The organism is Dictyobacter vulcani (genome assembly GCF_008974265.1).
Classification (GTDB): Bacteria; Chloroflexota; Ktedonobacteria; order Ktedonobacterales; family Ktedonobacteraceae; genus Dictyobacter; species Dictyobacter vulcani.
On the sequence record NZ_BKZW01000001.1, the window covers coordinates 1,440,668 to 1,458,807 of the forward strand.

Genomic DNA, 18,140 nt, shown 5'->3' on the forward strand with positions numbered 1-18,140 from the left:
GCTGAACATAAACATAAAGATATTTTGACCGGGTCTACCGAAAACAGATGCAGGACAGAGTACCTGCATGCATCATAATGAAAAAGGATAATGAGCATGACGACATTTCCTGAACCGAACTCATCTACTACTTCTTCGGTGGAGCAGTACTATACTTCTCCGGTTCCTATGCAGGCGAATAACAACACGTCTTATGCTATCGTGACCCGCAATCTGATTCGCCAGTTTGATCAGAAATGGGCGGTGAATAATCTCAATCTAACGGTGCAAGCGGGCGAATTCTTTGGTTTTCTTGGACCCAATGGAGCAGGTAAATCCACGACGATCAAAATGATGGTTGGCTTGTTGCGACCCAGTTCGGGCAATATCTGGGTTGGCGGCATCGATGTCTGGCAAGATCCACTCAAAGCCCGGGCCTTGATGGGAGTACTGCCAGAATATCTGAATCTCTACGAGCGCCTGTCTGGACGCGAGTTTATTACCTTCTCGGGCCATATGTATGGCGTGCCTGAGGCTGATATTCTGAAGCGTACTGAGGAGTTATTGCAGATATTGGATCTGGCTAATGATGCGGATAAATTGATTGTCGACTATTCAGTGGGTATGCGCAAAAAAGTAGCCTTGGCCGCTGCGATTATTCATCGTCCCCAGGTACTCTTCCTGGATGAACCATTTGAGGGCATTGATCCAGTCAGTTCACGTGTCATCCGCGACATTCTACAGGACCTGACGCACAGGGGTACCACGATCTTCTTCTCTTCGCACATCATGGAAGTAGTGGAGAGGCTCTGTACCCGCGTGGGTATCATCAATCAGGGAGTCCTGGTTGCCGAGGGTACATTGCAAGAGCTACGCGAGCGCGCCAGTGGCAATGGTGGGGATAAAGATGCCACCTTAGAGGATATCTTCCTCAATGTAATCGGTGTGCGCAATGAGAACCACAATTTAAGCTGGTTGGACTAGGATTATCCATAAAGCACGGAGAGGCTGCATTATGTTCATCATATACGTAATGCAGCCTCTCTTACTACCAGAGATCCTCTTTATGCGACTCCAATTTCGCCATTCTCCATCTGAATCTCAATCAAACGTGCGTAGAAGCCACCGCGTTGGAGCAAGCGATGATGGGTACCCTGCTCCACAATACGTCCCTGATCCAGGACAAGAATAAGGTCTACGTTACGGATGGTACTCAGACGGTGTGCGATCACGATTTGCGTACAAGAAAGACTATTGAGACTCTGCTCGACCGCTCGCTCGGTCGTCACATCCAGGGCGCTGGTTGCCTCGTCGAGTAACATCAGGACGGGATTATTGGCCAGGGCGCGCGCCAATGCCAGGCGCTGACGCTGTCCACCCGAGAAGACACTCCCACCTTCTGACAGCAACGTTTCATAGCCCATCGGCATCTTTTCGATATCCTCATGGATAGCTGCGGCTTTTGCGGCTCGGATAATCTGCTTCATACTCATATCAGAGTTATTGAAAGCAATATTTTCGCGCACAGAGCCACTGAAAACAAACGACTCCTGCAGCACAACACCAAACTGCCGCCGTACCTCCTGATAGTTGAGTTGCTTCAATGGGATACCATCATACAGGATATCTCCGCTGGTAGGAGTGATCAGACCGATCAGCAATTTGCCCAACGTGCTCTTACCAGAGCCAGTCTTTCCAACCAGTGCCACCTTTTGTCCGGGTCGAATATGGACCGCGATATCATTCAAAACAGGTGGGGTATTAGGATCATATTGAAAACTTACCTGCCTCAGTTCAAGTGCACCTTTCAACCGTGGTGGTAACTGAACCTGCTGCAGGTCCTGCTCCGGTTCGCTCCCAAGTACATCCGCCAGACGGTCAAAGTGGGCATGCGCTATTTGTATTTTCTGTCCACTGGAGGCCAGTGAACTGAGAGGAACCAGAAATGAAACGGCCAGCGTGCTCAGTGCCAGCATAGAACCAACGGACATGGCACCATTGATCACCTGCGTAGCCCCTATCCAGAGCAGTAGTAGTGGCGATAAGAATTGCAGGATCTCAAAAGCAATCCCGACCATCGCCTGAAGATAGTTACGCTGGTTAGAAATATTCATCTCGTCAAAAAAGAGATTTGTCCAACGGGCCAGCGCTCGCTGTTCCGCGCCAGCGGCCTTCACCGTGGCAATACCGGCCAGCACCTCGTTCAGATATCCTTGCGTTTTTCCTTGCGCAATCAGATCACGCATGGTCAGCCTGCGAATAGCTGCGGCCGTAGATAGTAGCAAACCTACCTGCACTGCACCAATAACGATGGTCGCACCAGCAAATAGCTTCGATTGGATAATCAAGACTATAAGATAGACAAGTACCGATGAACCATCCAGCAGAGTAGAGATCATCTGACCCGTTAATAGATCACGAATGGCCGCGTTGCTTTCCGCACGTGATAGCAGATCGCCATTCAAACGCATCTGAAAGAAACGATAGGATAAACTCAGCAAGTGCTCCAGAAAGTGCAGCATCATTTGCGCATCCATACGTGTTTGCAGATAGATAAGTAAAGAAACACGCAGTAGCTTCATGACGCCTTGCATCAGAATCAGGAAGAGCATACTGATACCAAGCATGATTAAAAGATTGCCAGCTTTGGTTGGGATCACATAATCGATAATCGTCTGTGTTAACAGCGGCGCGCCTAATCCAATAATCTGTAGTAACAGGGAAATGCCAATAATCTGGGCCATAACCCCGCGCATATCTGGCAACGAGCGCAGATAGGTCCACAGCGAAAGAGTACGGGATGAAGTATGGCGCTCAAAACTTGCGCCCGGTTCGAGCATAATTAAGACACCTGTAAAACCCTCCTCAAACTCCGCCTGCGATAATTTTCTGCGCCCTGTTGCTGGATCAACGATATCCACATGCCGGCTAGACCAGCGCTCAATCACCACAAAATGATTGAATTCCCAGTGAGCGATGGCTGGCAAGGTGAGAAAACGAAAATCATTCTTTTTCAACGAGACGGTACGCACCCGCAGTCCATACTGGCGTGCAGCCTTTACAATCGCCAGCGCGGACAGACCATCACGGCCCACCCCACAGAGGTCCTGCACATCCGAAACACTGACTGTACAGCCATGATAATTCAAGATCATTGCCAGACAACATGCTCCGCATTCAACGGCACTCATCTGTCTCAGTTCATGCACACGACGCCAGCGTCTTTTGCGGCGAGGGGCTGACACTCCTGCTGAGGATGGCTGTCTGGCTTCCTGTGCCTGCTTCTGAACCAGTTGGGGCCTTGCGGCTGCTTGCTCTGGTACTATACTGGCAGGCTTGTTTTCAGGCACCCTCAGCACCTGTGGCTCCGGAGAAGATGCACGTGAAACCTGCTGGCCTTTAACCGCAGGCATCGGCCGGCTCGGCAATGAAAGGAGTTGAGGGCCAGAAGCTATATGTTTATCAGTATGCAGATTATCCGTGGGAGGAGCAGAAATCGTGGAGGATACCGGGCGTCGAGAGTCAGTGCGCCGAAAAGAACCGGGTAACATAAGCCGGGGCGGCCCCTGCAGCTTCTGCGGCTTCTTGCTCACCATGCCTTTTCCGACAAATTGGGTATGCTGTTTCTGTTCCATAATCACTCTATCCTTCTGATTTTCTGAGAAGTTGATTGAATCCTGGAAGCAAGGAAAGCACACTCTGCGATCCAGTCTGAATCTGTGCACTACATAGGCTACCAGCATAAACGCTTGAGGAAGCAGCAGACCCGATGGAAATAGTAACAGTAAAAGACGGCTCTACGATTACCTGCGCCAGTCCACCTTGAAGTTTGTAACGGCTACGTGCCTGGTCAGGACTTATCAGGGTTGCATCCACCTGCTCGACAATGCCAGTTACTCTGGTTGGGGTCGAGCCAATGTTCACGACAACGGCTTGCCCTGGATGAAGTCCTGCCCGCTGGTGCGGTGAAAAAAAGAGTTCGGCTACGGCTGTTTTCGCGCTTTGTCCGGCTACCTTCTGTTCGACAATTATTCCCTGACCCTGAATAACAACTGGCACCTGGATAGATAAGGCAAAACCCGCGGCACCAAAAAGGGCTAGCAAAAAAATCCAGAAGAAGATCAATGCCGGCGGATAAGCCACATGTAACAATACTCCTTGCTCGTGTTTCTGCTGATATCGTTCTACGGCCTTTTCTCGGAAGATAGATCGTCCTGACATCGGTATGATATTTCCTCATAAACAGACAAGGCAAAAGCCTAACCAATGGTTATAACTTTTGCCTTGCCACACACAGGCATTCTGGGGTCCAGAGCAGACTGCCTGGCGTCAATTAGGGGAGTAAGGTACCTGGAACAATCGCAGGCGTTGTGACGCTAGCGCCCGCGGCCTGAACCTTTATTCCACTTACACTCAAGCTGCTAACAGCACCTGTTGCCGTGTTAGTAACATTGCCAACGGTCGAAAATACGTCGACCATGTCAACAGTATTGAGCAGGCTACCACCTGAGACCTGGCTCAACTGCTCATCGGTGACTTCTTCCATAACCTGGTCCGTGATCTCTGTGTTTTTCTTTCCAAATTTAAACATGCTATACTACTCCTTTTCGTAAAACGTTTGCCTCCGCCATGCAACCATTTACGGTCAACTGGCAGTAGTAAAAATTGGCAAACAATAAACACTTCGACTCGGGCTCACACGATAAATGCTGCAAGCTATCTATACATTCCAGCCATAACAGACTCCGAAGATAGATATTCACGCATTCAGCGGTAAGCATTTCAAGACATTAAACACTTTTCTTGAAATTGTTGAGACCATAACACAAAACACCTTGTTTCCATCCCTACAGCATAACTGCATTGCAAGAGCATTTTCTGCGGTCTCATTTTGTTATCGAAAAAGTCTGAAAAATGTTGCGCGATTTGAACGATTCCGTAAAAATTCGTTACCCGATAGATTTTCATTACCCGGGTGAGTAGGATAAAATATGCCAATCACAGCTCGTCTGTTTGGCAACCGGGTATAAATAGCCATTTTGGTTAGTATTTCGATGAACATCGCAACATTACCATATATTGCCCCGATAACCATGCGAGATTTCAAAAATACCCTTGAGGAGCACCATGCATCAACGACAACGGCAAGTCCTTAGCGGTTTACATGTTGAAAAGCTCTACAATAAACATGCACCTGATATTCTGAGATACATTCATAGATATATATTTTCAAATGAAAATGCTGATGATGTATTAGTTGAAGTTTTTCTAGCTGCTATTGAGAGTCCAAACTTGCTCAAATTAACGATGGAAGAACAATTTGCCTGGCTACAACGCGTAGCACGCAACAAAATAGTCGACCACCAACGCAGGGTCACCAGATATCCAGAGGTAACTCTGGACGAAATGTTGGATAGTCCATTTGATGCCGACCTGGTTACACCAGAAAAAGAAATAGTGGAGCGAGAAGAAGTGGAATTATTGCGTTCCCATTTGTCTGTCCTACCAGAACTGCAACAACAGGTACTACAACTGCGTTTCGGTGAGGGTCTACGTACCAAAGAGATTGCTTCAAAACTGCACAAAAGTGATGGTGCCATCCGATCCCTGCTATTACGTTCGCTCAATCTTTTACGGGATCTCTATAGCACACATGACAAGGAGCGGATCAATGGATAGGGATGACGAAAAACTTACGCTAGAGAACGTAGATGAGCAAATAGAACAGTATCTTTCACAGCCTCGGACATCCACTTCTGAGACTAAAACTCCGCTCGCTCGTACTACCCATAATCTGCACGATATTTATGCTGAGCAGCGTAGGTTAGAGCAAGCCTGGGCGCGTATTAATAACCATATATCTGCATTGAATGCTGACAATGACGCCACAATCGCGGATTTGTCTACTATCCAACCTTCTCAGGCAAAAGAAAAGAAGGCCAGACCAGTTGTTGGAGAAGAGTCATCTCATCCTATCCTGCAGCTCAATAAAAAACGCTCCCAAAAGGCCGTGTATTGGAAGCGGCGCATGGTCGGATTTGGCGTCACGGCGGCAGTAATACTGCTGGCCATCTTCCTCTGGCCAACCATTTCATACCTGATGTCTATGGCACGCTGATCGGGCACCCAAAGCCTTCCAGCGTTGTGGTTACACCTCAGAGCCAATCGACGGTAGATGTAGCCAATATGAAGGTCTATAGCAGTCAGTACTTCACCATCCAGTATCCAGCCAATTGGATCATTACACGCTTAACAACTGGTGGATCTTCACAGCAAAGAGTGCAGTTCCGACCTTCCGCGACAAGTACTATTTTTGCTGATATTACAGTTTTACATAATAGTGGCTCTACTGCTACTCAATTGCTGCATATGGATCCTGATGTCAAACTGGGGAGCGGACTCAGCACGAGTTCAGTTGTCTATCATGGTGTGCCCTGGATGACTGGCATCGTCAACCTTCCGGCTTCTGATCACACTCCGGGCAGTAAACGTGAGGTTGCCTATACTAATCAGAAAACTCCTTACAGACTTGAGTTTGGCACAACAACAGACAAATTTGACGCCTATAGGCCGGTTTTCAATAACATGTTTGCTTCGTTCCAGGCGCAGGATATGCCTTTAGCCACAGCTACCGCTACGGCGCCAGCTACAAACAAACCAGGACCTCAAGTGACGCCAACGGCAACATCACTGGCGCAGGGAACGCCACCATCCGCGGCGACACCGACACCACCAACAACGCTGGCTGGCATAAAAGTGTATAGCGGTCAGTACTTCACCATTCAGTATCCAGCCAGTTGGTTAATTACCAACATAACTACTGGTGGTACCTATCAACAAACGGTGCAATTCCGTCCATCAGTGACGAGTGCAGCTTTTGTCAATATCAATGTACTAAATACTAGCGGATTATCGGCGGATCAACTGCTGAATATGGATCCTGATCTGAAATTGGGAAGTGGACTCAGCACGAGTTCTGCCACCTATAACGGCATGCTCTGGAAAATTGGCACGGTCAATCAGCTGGCGACATTGCTAAATCCAGCCAGCAAAACAGAGATTGCATACACTAATCAGAAAAATCCTTATAAAATCGAGTTTAGTGCACCGCCAGATACATTTGATGCAAATACGCAAGCTTTCAATACCATGCTGGCTTCATTCAAACCAGCAGGTTAGCCAAAACACGCCAATAAATCATGAACTATCCATTGGGGGATAACAATGTATGCAGAGTACCTCTTTAAGATAAAAGGTACTCTGCATACACATCCGCCCGACTATACGTCCAGATGAGAGGCAGGTTTCTAAGATGAAAAATATACGATGTCTTGCTATAATAGATAACATAAAGCAATCTCGACTCAAGCAGCGTCCTCACAAGATATCAGTGCCCCTTATCTCTCTACGCGCACTACTAGCCAGCCTTTTGCTGGTCATTATGCTGGGATCGCACTCCGGGCTGCTAATGAAAACTGCCTATGCCAGCAGTACATGTGGCGTGCTCTTCGTGTGTCCAACACCGACTCCACAACCATTACCCACACCCACTCCACAACCATTACCTACGCCCACTCCAGCACAATCAATGCCAACGCCAACGCCACCGACCAGTGCAACACCACCAATACATCCCAATCCAACAAGTGCTGCAGTACCAGGATTAGCACCGACAACTACGACCAAAGCATCGCCTACGGTCAAGGCAAAGGCTACCCCTACCCGCGTAAGCCAGACGCCAGTTCCTGCTTCGACACCTGCCCCGACTACGCACGATGCACAGGCTGGAAACCAGCCAGCAGATCAAGCAGGAGACAGTGGTTTTTCTCGGATGTTGCTGATCATCGCGATTGTCTTCGTATGCCTGCTCATGGGTCTTGCAATCGGTCTCTGGTTCTTCCGCCGTAAGCTTTTGCCACCCATCAATGTCAAAAAGCCAGTCAGTGGCATTTCCTCCTGGACTCGTACCCTGAAGCCAGATGGCACCCTTAACGCGAATAACATAAATACTTTATCTGCCACTGAGACCGAGAACCATAGTGCTGCCACCATCGCCAGTAGTGCTGTACACTCCCCACAACTCGTTCTGTCGAATAAGACCGATATGGCCTCTAATAGCACTAGAACAGCGCCGAATCTGGCAGCGACCAACGCCAATAACTCATGGTATGATGTGTCAGACGAGCCATTCTCGGTTTAGCCAGGGGTACGAGACGCATTAATTTTATCCACCTGTTTGACTGTTTGGTTATAGTAGTGTATATACGTTTTAATATATGCCTTTTCTATAGCGAATGCTTTACATAACTCGTTCAAAGCAGTCGAGCAGAAAAAACTCCTCTATCTGTAAGTTTGTTCTGCTGAACAGTTGGATAGAGGAGTCTATTCTTACGTATGTATCATATGTATCATATGTGGCATAAATTTTTTCTACCTGGCTAGTGACTGTAATAGTTCAGGGGGGACTGTGATATCTCTACGTAATTCATTTCATGCGGATAAAATTCGCTGGTTATTCTGGCTACGCTGGAAAATGTTTACGCGTGGCTTTACCCGCGGCAATCGCGCCTCACGCATTATCGGTACCATTTTTCTTGGCATCTTTGTCCTCACGATTGGTATAACGGTTGCCGGCGGAACCTTTGCTGCCTACCGTTTTCTGCCTGCTCCAGCCAATGCTGAAGTCCTATTCCTGGTTTTAACTGGCATCTTTGCTCTCTGGCTGATATTGCCTCTACTGGAATTTACAACCAATGAGGGATTGGATATCTCCAAGCTGGCACTCTTTCCACTAACGCGCGGCGAACTGATGACCAGTCTGGTCATCTCTACGCTACTGGATATTCCGACAGTAGGATTAGTTATTGCCCTGGGGGCTGTCGTCGTGGGTTGGGCGACCTCAATTCCACTGGCCCTGATGGCCTTTGTCACCATGCTTGTATTCTATGTGCAACTGGTAGCAGCAAGTCAGCTCATTCTGGCCTTACTGCAAAAAGTATTGCAGAGCCGGCGTTTTCGCGATATCAGCGTGATCCTGGTGGTGCTCCTATCATCCAGCGGCTACCTCTGCCAGTTCGCGGTGCGCGGATTTATCAATGTGGGCTTCTATAATACAATGCTCCATGCCGGACTCTCACCCTATCTACAATGGCTACCGCCAGGCATGGCGGCACGCGCGATCCAGCAGGCCTCGGTTGGCAACTGGCTCATGAGCGGAGTCTGGTTACTGGCTCTGATTGTGATCAGCTTCTGCTTCTTATACTTCTGGCAGATGATTGTCGAGCGTGGCCTGACCGCCGCCGAAAGCGCTGGTTCAGCCAAGACGGTTCGTCGTCAGCGCGTTACCACGACTACAGGCGCAAGCGCAGCGACTGGTAATCTGATCACACGCTACTTGCCAGTACAGGTCAGGGCAATGCTGAACAAAGACCTCAAATACTTCTGGCGTGATCCACAAATCAAGGCTATCTTTCTACAATCCATGGTCTCAATGGTCTTCCTGGTCCTCTACTTAGGCTTTACCGTGTTTAGCAATAGTGGTCAGAGTAGTGGCAGGATTCTTACGATTCTGGGACCCTGGGCAGTACCGGTCGTGCCATTGTTCATTCTATTCACCCTTTACGCGCTGGCCTATAACTCGCTGGGCTTTGAGCGTCAGGGCATTACAACCCTGTTTCTCTTCCCTATTGATCCCCGTTATATCCTGTGGGGCAAAAATATTGCCGTTTTCCTGATTGGATTGGTTGAGGTCACGATTCTAATTCTGCTGGCGGCAATCATCACCCATGGTTGGCTCTATATCGGACCAGCCTTCGTCGTTGGCCTGGCTGGTATTGGCATTATTCTGGGTATCGGCAACATTACCAGTGTCTTTCTACCACAAAAAATGCGTCAGGGACGGCGTGGCTTCCAGACGACAAGTAATATGTCAGCGGAAGGCGGCTGTCTACGTGGTCTGCTCTCAATGGTAGCCTGGTTAACCATGGTCGTCCTGCTGATCCCCGTGGGGGCTGCGGTGGCCTTACCCATCTTCTTCCATATGCAATGGATCTGGCTACTCAGCTTGCCTGCCTCACTGCTGTATGGCCTGGCTTTCTATATGATTGTCACCAATATTGTCGCGCCACACATCTTGAAAAAAGCACCTGAAATAGTTGGAACTATTGCCAAAGAATAGCATTCAAGCATAACAAGCGCCCGGCGTTAGTAAAAATTAACGCCGGGCGCTTGTTCATTAGACAGGCATTTTTCTGCTTCACCAGTACGAAAAAGTTCAATGCTCCGCTGGTGGTTGAGGAGAGGAATGTTCTTCATTAGCCTGCTCCACCGGTACCTCCACAGCTTGCTTCTCACTGACTGCAGGTCGTACTTTGGAATAGCGGCGGAAAAGGATAAAGGGCACGACAAGTAGCACCACTACGATGACATACCCCAGGATATTTCCCAACTTATCGATCAGGCTGGCCTGCTGAGGAGTACTACCCAGGCTCGGCGGATAGAGTCCGGTAATAATAAATTGGGGGTGCCGCCGGTAGCAATCATGGTAATCACCTGTCGACCAGGGATATCATACATGGCCACCTGACCAGTACTCAGAGCCGCAAAGCCCAGTTGCCCATCATTGGTAATGGCGATTGAACGTGGTGCCGCATCCAGCTTCAAGACATGATTTGGCTGTTTGGGCAAGGCAAAGCCAGCGTTGACTGGATTCAACACCACCAGTTGCTTATTGGCCGCATCGGGCACATAGATTTCACCATTCGTCTCATTAAAATCCATCGGACCATAAGTACCGCCACTGATCAGTTTGGAGACTTGATGGGTTCCCATATCGATCGATAGCACAGAGCCCTCGTTGGTGGTTGCATAGATGGTCGCGCCCGGAGGAATCGACAGGTAGCGTGGCCCCTGGGGGACGGCGACGGTTCCCAGGGACTGACCACTCACATCGTCATAAATGGCCACCGCTTTCTCATTGGAAACCCACAACTGCTCACCATTTTTCCCGGAAACAGCAGAGCCCACTGCGGCATAGGCCAGGCCATAGACAGGTCCGGTCGTCTCAATCCGTTTTTTGATCGCACAGTTTTCCGCATCAATCACGGTAACCGTTGAACTTTTTGGTCCACCCACATACAGAGATTTGACGTTAGGATCAAATGCCAGCAGGGTAGGTTCACCAGGAACATTGGCGGAACAGAACTGATCACCCGTTCTGGCTGTGATGATCGCCAGACGATTCAGTTGTGGCTGTGTCACATACAAAAAACGACCATCCTGGCTTAATGCCACCAGATGGGGATCGCCAGCTACTTTAATAGTTCTGGTCACTTTTTGCTGCTGCACATCAATGATACCGACACCGCCATTGGCACCCGCCACATAGGCAAGATTAGGAGCCCCACCATCTGCATGAGCGACTGGTACAAACGAAGCGCTGGCTGCCAGCAGAAGCAAGATGAGCACAATCAACAATGAATAGGTACGTGTATACATGTAATTACCTGGCCTCTATTCCTCTCTATGCCTTCGGTGTCAATGAAGTCCATGCCCCGGCCTGCTGATCAAATTGATACACCTCACTGGGATAAGATAGTGACAGGAAGAGACGTGTAGCGGTCTGTGGATCTGGTACGAGATTCTCCAGATTGCCCTTGATCTGCGGCAATGTCTTCCAGCTTTTGCCACCATCAATACTCTTATAAATCATGCGTCCAGTCTTACCATACAGTAGATCAGGTTGACCAGGTGCGGCAATCAGGGCACTATAGCGAGCATCCGCATACACCAGTTTAAAGCTTTTTCCGCCGTCCTGCGATGCCAGGATACCCTGGTCACCTGAAGCATAGATAGGGCCCTGGGACCGCTGGTCGTCATATTATAGATCGCGGAATCCAGACCTTTGATGAGCGCCCAATGAGCGCCACCATCGCTACTACGCGCCGCTCCATCGTTACTGTAGACTAGCAACTGACCTGGCTGATCGGGCAAGGCCAGGATACCCAGAATACGTCCAAAAGGCAGGGCAGCAGGAGATGAGAAGTGTTTGCCTCCATCCTGACTGACACAAAACCATTGGCTCCTCTGGTAGGAACATAGGCATAAACTTCATCCGCGGAACGGTTACCCGCCACAACGGTATACATTTTTCCGATCCGCGCTTTAGAGGCAGCCGCCAGCTCTTGCCACCATCCTGGTGGCTACAAACCATATCACCAGTCTGGCTACTCACGAATGCTCGACCAGGCATATACCAGCTGACACATTCCGCACTCGCAGGGCAAGAGGTCATCAAATGTGTCCTATCCATCCTGGACTGGCATACCACCCGCCACCATCCCGTCCGGCCGCTCTCGTCACTCCTTCCGCCACCTCCCACCAGAGCGAAACAGCCCCACCAGTCCCAATCTACGCACATCCCCTCTCTACACTGCCTACCACCACCCATCAACCGCTATCATTAATTCGCAAGGCAACATAGCTGGAACCATGATTGGTCCGCAAAAACTGACTGACCACAAAACCATTGGCATTCTCTAGGAACATAGCATTAAACTTCCATCCGCGGACGTTACCCGCCACGAGACGTATACATTTTTTCTCGTGACCGCCGCTTTAGAGCAAGCCGCCAGCTCTGCCCCACCTGGCTGCAATATCAAACCAATATCATCCCACCTACACCACACAGCGAATGCTCGCAACCAGCCATTCACACGCTGACGTCCCACACACCATCACACCACCGCCAGGAAGCCAGTGTCAACATATTAACTTGGTCTGGTCGGGGGCCGACCAGCTTTTAGCATCACCAAGCGTAAACAGCCCCATAATGGGTAGCCACCACCAGTACATTATTCGGCAAGGCCAACATAGCATGGACATGATTGGCCGCCGTCCCAAAGACATTCACCTTTTGCGCCTCTGGCGTTGCTGCTGGCGGAACAGTATTATCGAAACTGGAGCAGGCACTCAAAAACAGTGCCAGCCCACACAGTAATATGACAGGCAATGATACAGGAGAAAACTTTTTGCTCATCCTTACATCCTCAATATCAAGGTAACAACCCACTCCTCCAACTTAAAATGGAGTCGTGAGATCAATCGTTCCGCTGTGAAGGGTATCCTGAGGAGTACGTACCTCAATGCGTAACTGCCAGTGTCCACCCATATTTAAATCCCCCGGGCACTGAAATGTCCCTTTCCATCAGGCTGTAGATTAATCGCATCAGTGCCCATATCCATATCCAGCATCGTCGTATAGATCGACACCCCTACCTGCGTATCCGGCTGTCCTTTACTATCTAACACATTCACGGTAAACACGTTGGTGCCAAAACGATTAGGTGAGACCGTCACGTTCAAGGTATATTTATGGTCCTTCGTTTGCACCGTACCATGAAATGGCTTCACAACTGTAGCCTGAGATGAAGTTGTTTGACCTACCGTTGTTGGCAACAATGTGCCAGCAAAAACGTTCAACAATCCTGTACAAACTAATACGGCTACACCCAGCAAAGGTTCCCAGCGCAAAATCCGTGTCAGGCGGGTGACGTGGCCTTCAAGCTTATTTTCCAGCACTTTTATTTCTGAGCTCAGCGCCAGAAATGGATGCTTGCCAGTATCCTCTGGTTTATCGTCCGGATGAGATCCAATCCCTTCATAACTGGCAAACGCTTTCTTTAAACGCGGACGATACACGAAGACATGCAGAGAACTGGTTACCAGGAGTGCGATGACCAGCAATGTTTTCACGGAAAGCGCACGCCCATAAGCTGTGGTGATAAGCTGGGAAAATGTATCCATGTGCACAACGGCATTAAATGGACCGCTTACTGCCATGATAATTACGCCGGCAAGAGCTAACGGCGAATAATGAGCCAGTGTTGACAATAAAATGCGGCTACGCGAGGGCAGCGTAGTAGAATGCAGAATTGGTAAGTAGATCAGGGCAAGATAGAGCATCCCTCCAACCCAGAGTGCCGCAGCTAATAGATGCAACCAATCGCCGAGAATGGCAAAAATCTGCAGGTCGCCATTTACCGCCGCCGCATGTCCTGAGAGGGTCACCGCGATCAGAAGAGCCAGGGCTAAAATCAAGTTGATCCAGGATAATGTGCTATCAATAGCACGTGGACGCTGCCGTTTCAGGGCCGCGAATACGGCCAGTAACAGCGCAAGCGCTAAGACGGCCAGGCGCAACAACCAGTAGGTGCCAAAGCGACTATGCAAGACCAATCCTTGCAAGGTCGCTGGCAGCAGCGCCTGCGACCATGAGCCATCGGAGAGTGCCAGGCCCTGTCCTATGAGTACACCCAGGTTCGCTAGCAGTAGGAGCACCAGCACAGGTACAGCGAAAAAGCGCTCAAAACGCTGGATAGCGCGCTGATCGGCGCGTTGTTGTTCAACCTCTTGAGTATCAAATAACTGGAGCACAAATGAGTGCCAGAGTTGCGCTCCCACCCAGAAAACAACCCCGATATCAACCAGGGTGATCATTAAGAAGCTAAAAAGGCTTGAACCATCCAACTGTCCACTGGAGGCATCTGTAGCTGAGTTCGAACCAAGCACATCGGTACCAGGAATTGTCTTGCTGCTTACCTGCGGCACCGTACCATCAGCCTGAGCTACACTGAAGTGGAAAGAGCCCCGCAACACGTGTCCATCATCAGACGATTGCGTCCGCCAGACCACGACATACACCCCTGCTGGCAATTTTGCGGGCAAAGAAACAATCATTTCACGTGGATCATTGACGGTCACATGTGCATCTTTCGTATCCACGCGCGTATTAGTAGCATTAACCACTTCCGCGGTACTAGAAGCTGGATTCAAATCTTCGGTAAACCACATGCTCACCTGGGATGGTGCGGTAGCCAACACAGCATCTTTAGCTGGATCAGACTTAAGCAAGATCGCATGCGCCTGTGCTGGTAAAATAAAAAAGCATAACAGCAGCCCGGCCAGTAACAAAGCCAGTCCTGGTATACGTATAAAAGCCATTAAGCGGCGTGAATATCGCATAAAGTGCAAACCTATCGTAGATGATAATAAAACCCAAAAGAAATACTGATGCCGAATATCTATAGGATGAACATATCCTTACCCCCTATTATAGCGCAACCTGCTGGATAAAAACTTCTTTGCACTGGCACAAATAAAGTCTTCACAACAGTTCAAGCACGATCATAGGTGGGCGGCAAGCATTTTTGTAACCCGGCGGTTTGAGCTTATAATCACACGAGTCTGGCAAAGAAAGCGTAAGAAGACTCGACGCTCTTGTTATCACTGAGATATAATAAGCACTATGAACGATGCAGATACTGTAGATAATCTTGGAGCTCTGGAGTCATTACTTCAGATTACATTTGACGACCGTAAGTTGCTACAACGGGCGATTACTCATCATTCGTGTTGCCCGAATACGGCCGTACATGATTCGTATGACACACTCGAATTCCTGGGTGATGCCATCATTAGCGCTCATGTAGTTGAATATATCTACCGAACGCATCCTGATGCCTCGGAAGGCGAAATGACAGCCGTCAAATCAGAGGTGGTAAGCCGTCGTGTCCTGGCCCAGGTTGGACAAAAACTCGGTCTCTTCCCATTTATCTGTGTTGATATCGCTAACCTGCGTACGTTCAATGAGCGTTCCCGCGATTCCCTCTGCGCGGACGTACTGGAAGCGATTGTCGGCGCCATCCATATCGATCAGGGTACCGAGGCCGCGCGTACATTTGTCACACGCACGATTTTTCCCATGATTGAGCTGGTAAGTAACCACGCCATAGATACCAATCCCAAAGGACGTCTACAAAAAGTAATTTTGCAGCGCACGGGCCATCTCCCACGCTACCGGGTCCTCGAACAAAGTGGTCGCCACAATGATCGCGTTTTCCTGGTTGGCGTGTTTGATCAGGAACAACTATTGGGAACTGGAAAGGCGTCCAGTATTAAAGAGGCTGGCCGTTTAGCGGCGCTGGAAGCATTGCAGTTGCTGCAAAAGAAAGAAAAACGCTCGTCAGCCAATGACACAAAAGCATAATCTCTTGCATTGGTATGAAGCCAGTTTGCCTCAGCGAGAACGCAAAGCACGTGGGCACTTCTCTACTCCGCCACGTCTCGTTGAACAGATACTGGATGCCTGCGGCTATACGCCAGACAAGGACCTCTCACAGCTACGTGTCCTTGATCCGGCCTGTGGTAGCGGTAATTTTTTGGCGGGCGCGACACGCCGCCTGCTAACATATGGTCAACGTGCCAACCGATCTGCTCTCCAGAGCGCCCGCTCTATTAAAAAAAATATCTGGGGCTTTGATCCAGATCCCATTGCCTGCACGCTGGCCGAGCTACAACTCCATGCAACCTTTACTGATAGTTATCCTGACAGCCAGGCCTTGCGACATACACACATCCATCAGGCAGATGGTCTGGCCTTTCCCTGGCAACACCATAGCAATATCGACCTCTTTCTGGCCAATCCACCCTATCTGGCCGCTAAAAATATTGATCTGAGCGGCTATCGCTCCACGCATCAACGTGGTCAGGCTGATAGTTATCTGCTTTTCCTCCGGCTGGCACTCCAGGTAGTCAAACCCGCTGGCTGGATTGGTCTGGTGCTGCCAGATCCAGTGCTGGCACGTGCCAATGCGGCCCGGGAACGGGAGCTCCTGCTCTCCGAGACAACGATTCATCATATCTGGCATCTCGCAGATGTTTTTGCGGCCTATGTCGGCGCGGTCGTGATTATCGCCCAGAAAACACCACCCAACCATCTGCATCATATCTCCTGGCAACGCTCCCGCTGGTCAGATACTGCATCCCCGCCTCCAACCATCAACAGCAATGAGCTGGCACTTGAAGTTGCCGCCACGGTCTCACAGAGCCTGTTAAGCCAGCAACCAGGAGCAGAGCTACGCTATCTACTGAGCTCCATCACAGGAACCCTGGTTGAGCGTCTCCAACATCAGATCCATCAGCCGGTGAAAAATGGTGAGGTGCGTCGCCTGGGTTGCATGGGCGAATATGTCATGATCAGGCGTGGCGAAGAACTTGGCAAGGATAACCCGCTACTCACCGCGAATCCACCAACCACACAGCAATCAGCCTGGCGTCCAGTCCTGCGCGGCGGAATAGACGTGCATCCCTATGAAATACCCAGGGCCCGCTATTGGATTGCCAGTGAGCAAATCGCCAAACCCCTGGATCGTTATCTTGCTCCCAAACTATTACTCGTCAAGAGCTCTGGACGCTTGCAGGCAACGTTAGATCTGCACGGCCATATTGTGCTACAAACGTTGTATATTCTACAACTAGCAGAAACCTGGTCAGACACACAGGCAAATGAGCCAGGCAGGCCTGCTTTTAGTACAGAAGAAGAGCTGTACTTTTTGCTGGCCTTACTCAACTCACGCATCCTGCAGGAGTACATGTATACTCTGCATACCGCCTACAAATTAGTTCAACCACAAATTGAGCAACATGTGCTGGCTCAACTGCCGATACCGATCAATACAGCGTATACTGAAAAAGTGCAGATCATCGACAGGGCAAAATTACTGATGCATGCTTGCGACAAAGCATCCTCCGTTGTAGAATTAAAAATACAAAACCTTGAGCTGTATGAAGAACAAGAGCGCGCGATTTGCGTACTCTACGAAACCGCTCTCGAAAAGATGCAAGCACTTGACTTGCCTCGCAGTGGTATTGACGAAGGAGTCAGTTTGTATGGTTGAGAATCAGACCGCCCGCCCGATCCGTGTCCTGGTAGCAAAACCGGGACTTGATGGACATGACCGTGGTGCAAAAATCATCGCTCGTGCCCTGCGCGATGCAGGCATGGAGGTTATTTATACAGGTATCCGTCAGACGCCCGAAATGATCGTTGAGGCCGCCATTCAGGAGGATGTAGATGCAATCCTGATGAGCATTCTCTCTGGCGCCCATATGGCCCTGTTCCCGAAAATTATCGAACTTCTCAAGCAGAATGAAGTCGATGATATCTTGATTGCTGCTGGCGGCATCCTGCCTGATGAAGATATTCCAGCCATCAAGCAGATGGGCATCCAGGGCTGCTTTGGACCAGGAACATCTACTGAAGAGATTATTTCGTTTGTTCGTAACAATATTCAGGGTGAACGCCTGAGCGTAGAGGCATAGGT

18 protein-coding genes are annotated in these 18,140 nt (G+C 49.6%); 10 read left to right on the forward strand and 8 right to left on the reverse strand.

The genetic code is table 11. The annotated features are described in order from the left end of the window. The first annotated feature begins 96 nt into the window (after positions 1–96). Positions 97–963 carry an ABC transporter ATP-binding protein gene (locus tag KDW_RS05950; RefSeq protein ID WP_233097639.1) on the forward strand — a complete coding sequence of 289 codons (867 nt, stop codon included), beginning with the start codon at positions 97–99 and terminating at the stop codon, positions 961–963. Between the two features lie 80 nt (positions 964–1,043). Here the strand turns inward: KDW_RS05950 and KDW_RS05955 are convergent, their stop codons facing one another. The 3 genes from KDW_RS05955 to KDW_RS05965 form a co-directional block, all read right to left on the reverse strand. Then, positions 1,044–3,614, reverse strand: a complete 2,571-nt coding sequence (locus tag KDW_RS05955) for a peptidase domain-containing ABC transporter (protein WP_233097640.1) — start codon at positions 3,612–3,614, stop codon at positions 1,044–1,046. 7 nt (positions 3,615–3,621) lie between these two features. Next, positions 3,622–4,200 carry a hypothetical protein gene (locus tag KDW_RS05960; RefSeq protein ID WP_151755110.1) on the reverse strand — a complete coding sequence of 193 codons (579 nt, stop codon included), beginning with the start codon at positions 4,198–4,200 and terminating at the stop codon, positions 3,622–3,624. A 112-nt stretch (positions 4,201–4,312) separates the two neighbouring features. Next, on the reverse strand, positions 4,313–4,570 hold the full coding sequence (locus tag KDW_RS05965; RefSeq protein WP_151755111.1) for a bacteriocin: 258 nt from the start codon (positions 4,568–4,570) through the stop codon (positions 4,313–4,315). 536 nt (positions 4,571–5,106) lie between these two features. Here KDW_RS05965 and KDW_RS05970 point away from each other — a divergent pair. From KDW_RS05970 to KDW_RS05990, 5 genes are all read left to right on the forward strand, one after another. Continuing rightward, positions 5,107–5,658: an RNA polymerase sigma factor gene (locus tag KDW_RS05970; RefSeq protein ID WP_151755112.1), complete on the forward strand. Its 552-nt coding sequence runs from the start codon at positions 5,107–5,109 to the stop codon at positions 5,656–5,658. Then, the gene (locus KDW_RS05975) at positions 5,651–6,097 is read left to right on the forward strand and encodes a hypothetical protein (protein WP_151755113.1); all 447 of its coding nucleotides are present in this window, start codon (positions 5,651–5,653) and stop codon (positions 6,095–6,097) included. The genes KDW_RS05970 and KDW_RS05975 overlap by 8 nt, the downstream gene beginning before the upstream one ends. 26 nt (positions 6,098–6,123) lie before the next feature. Then, positions 6,124–7,158: a hypothetical protein gene (locus KDW_RS05980; protein ID WP_151755114.1), complete on the forward strand. Its 1,035-nt coding sequence runs from the start codon at positions 6,124–6,126 to the stop codon at positions 7,156–7,158. A 211-nt stretch (positions 7,159–7,369) separates the two neighbouring features. Further along, entirely contained in the window at positions 7,370–8,179 is an 810-nt protein-coding gene (locus KDW_RS32680; protein ID WP_198925207.1) for a hypothetical protein, read from the forward strand. A gap of 267 nt (positions 8,180–8,446) precedes the next feature. Next, positions 8,447–10,156: a hypothetical protein gene (locus KDW_RS05990; RefSeq protein WP_151755115.1), complete on the forward strand. Its 1,710-nt coding sequence runs from the start codon at positions 8,447–8,449 to the stop codon at positions 10,154–10,156. 278 nt (positions 10,157–10,434) lie between these two features. On the opposite strand, the gene KDW_RS05995 is transcribed toward KDW_RS05990, so the two are convergent. The 3 genes from KDW_RS05995 to KDW_RS06005 are packed head-to-tail and all read right to left on the reverse strand — an operon-like array spanning position 10,435 to position 11,970. Further along, positions 10,435–11,475, reverse strand: a complete 1,041-nt coding sequence (locus KDW_RS05995; RefSeq protein ID WP_151755116.1) for a YncE family protein — start codon at positions 11,473–11,475, stop codon at positions 10,435–10,437. Between the two features lie 25 nt (positions 11,476–11,500). Then, positions 11,501–11,767 carry a hypothetical protein gene (locus KDW_RS06000; protein WP_151755117.1) on the reverse strand — a complete coding sequence of 89 codons (267 nt, stop codon included), beginning with the start codon at positions 11,765–11,767 and terminating at the stop codon, positions 11,501–11,503. Further along, the gene (locus KDW_RS06005) at positions 11,737–11,970 is read right to left on the reverse strand and encodes a hypothetical protein (RefSeq protein ID WP_151755118.1); all 234 of its coding nucleotides are present in this window, start codon (positions 11,968–11,970) and stop codon (positions 11,737–11,739) included. Before KDW_RS06005 ends, KDW_RS06000 begins: the two co-directional genes overlap by 31 nt. A 306-nt stretch (positions 11,971–12,276) precedes the next feature. Here KDW_RS06005 and KDW_RS06010 point away from each other — a divergent pair, with 306 nt between their 5' ends. Continuing rightward, positions 12,277–12,519: a hypothetical protein gene (locus tag KDW_RS06010; protein WP_151755119.1), complete on the forward strand. Its 243-nt coding sequence runs from the start codon at positions 12,277–12,279 to the stop codon at positions 12,517–12,519. A 265-nt stretch (positions 12,520–12,784) separates the two neighbouring features. On the opposite strand, the gene KDW_RS06015 is transcribed toward KDW_RS06010, so the two are convergent. Continuing rightward, on the reverse strand, positions 12,785–13,015 hold the full coding sequence (locus KDW_RS06015; RefSeq protein ID WP_151755120.1) for a YdgH/BhsA/McbA family protein: 231 nt from the start codon (positions 13,013–13,015) through the stop codon (positions 12,785–12,787). A 134-nt stretch (positions 13,016–13,149) separates the two neighbouring features. Then, positions 13,150–15,000, reverse strand: coding sequence for a copper resistance CopC/CopD family protein (locus KDW_RS06020; RefSeq protein ID WP_151755121.1), 1,851 nt, complete (start codon positions 14,998–15,000; stop codon positions 13,150–13,152). A 283-nt stretch (positions 15,001–15,283) separates the two neighbouring features. Here KDW_RS06020 and rnc point away from each other — a divergent pair, with 283 nt between their 5' ends. The 3 genes from rnc to KDW_RS06035 are packed head-to-tail and all read left to right on the forward strand — an operon-like array spanning position 15,284 to position 18,138. After that, entirely contained in the window at positions 15,284–16,024 is a 741-nt protein-coding gene (gene rnc / locus KDW_RS06025; protein ID WP_151755122.1) for a ribonuclease III, read from the forward strand. 4 nt (positions 16,025–16,028) lie between these two features. After that, entirely contained in the window at positions 16,029–17,714 is a 1,686-nt protein-coding gene (locus KDW_RS06030; RefSeq protein ID WP_162004993.1) for an N-6 DNA methylase, read from the forward strand. After that, positions 17,707–18,138 (forward strand): cobalamin B12-binding domain-containing protein, encoded by a 432-nt coding sequence (locus tag KDW_RS06035; RefSeq protein WP_151755124.1) that lies wholly within the window; start codon positions 17,707–17,709, stop codon positions 18,136–18,138. Before KDW_RS06030 ends, KDW_RS06035 begins: the two co-directional genes overlap by 8 nt. Positions 18,139–18,140: the final 2 nt, after the last annotated feature.

Bases quoted from the DNA above. Each gene is read 5' to 3' on its own strand.
- KDW_RS06015 (WP_151755120.1), bottom strand. From the start codon at position 13,015: ATGAGCAAAAAGTTTTCTCCTGTATCATTGCCTGTCATATTACTGTGT.
- KDW_RS05960 (WP_151755110.1), bottom strand. From the start codon at position 4,200: ATGTCAGGACGATCTATCTTCCGAGAAAAGGCCGTAGAACGATATCAG.
- KDW_RS05950 (WP_233097639.1), top strand. From the start codon at position 97: ATGACGACATTTCCTGAACCGAACTCATCTACTACTTCTTCGGTGGAG.
- rnc (WP_151755122.1), top strand. From the start codon at position 15,284: ATGAACGATGCAGATACTGTAGATAATCTTGGAGCTCTGGAGTCATTA.
- KDW_RS05965 (WP_151755111.1), bottom strand. From the start codon at position 4,570: ATGTTTAAATTTGGAAAGAAAAACACAGAGATCACGGACCAGGTTATG.
- KDW_RS05975 (WP_151755113.1), top strand. From the start codon at position 5,651: ATGGATAGGGATGACGAAAAACTTACGCTAGAGAACGTAGATGAGCAA.
- KDW_RS05995 (WP_151755116.1), bottom strand. From the start codon at position 11,475: ATGTATACACGTACCTATTCATTGTTGATTGTGCTCATCTTGCTTCTG.
- KDW_RS05970 (WP_151755112.1), top strand. From the start codon at position 5,107: ATGCATCAACGACAACGGCAAGTCCTTAGCGGTTTACATGTTGAAAAG.
- KDW_RS06020 (WP_151755121.1), bottom strand. From the start codon at position 15,000: ATGCGATATTCACGCCGCTTAATGGCTTTTATACGTATACCAGGACTG.
- KDW_RS06035 (WP_151755124.1), top strand. From the start codon at position 17,707: ATGGTTGAGAATCAGACCGCCCGCCCGATCCGTGTCCTGGTAGCAAAA.
- KDW_RS05955 (WP_233097640.1), bottom strand. From the start codon at position 3,614: ATGGAACAGAAACAGCATACCCAATTTGTCGGAAAAGGCATGGTGAGC.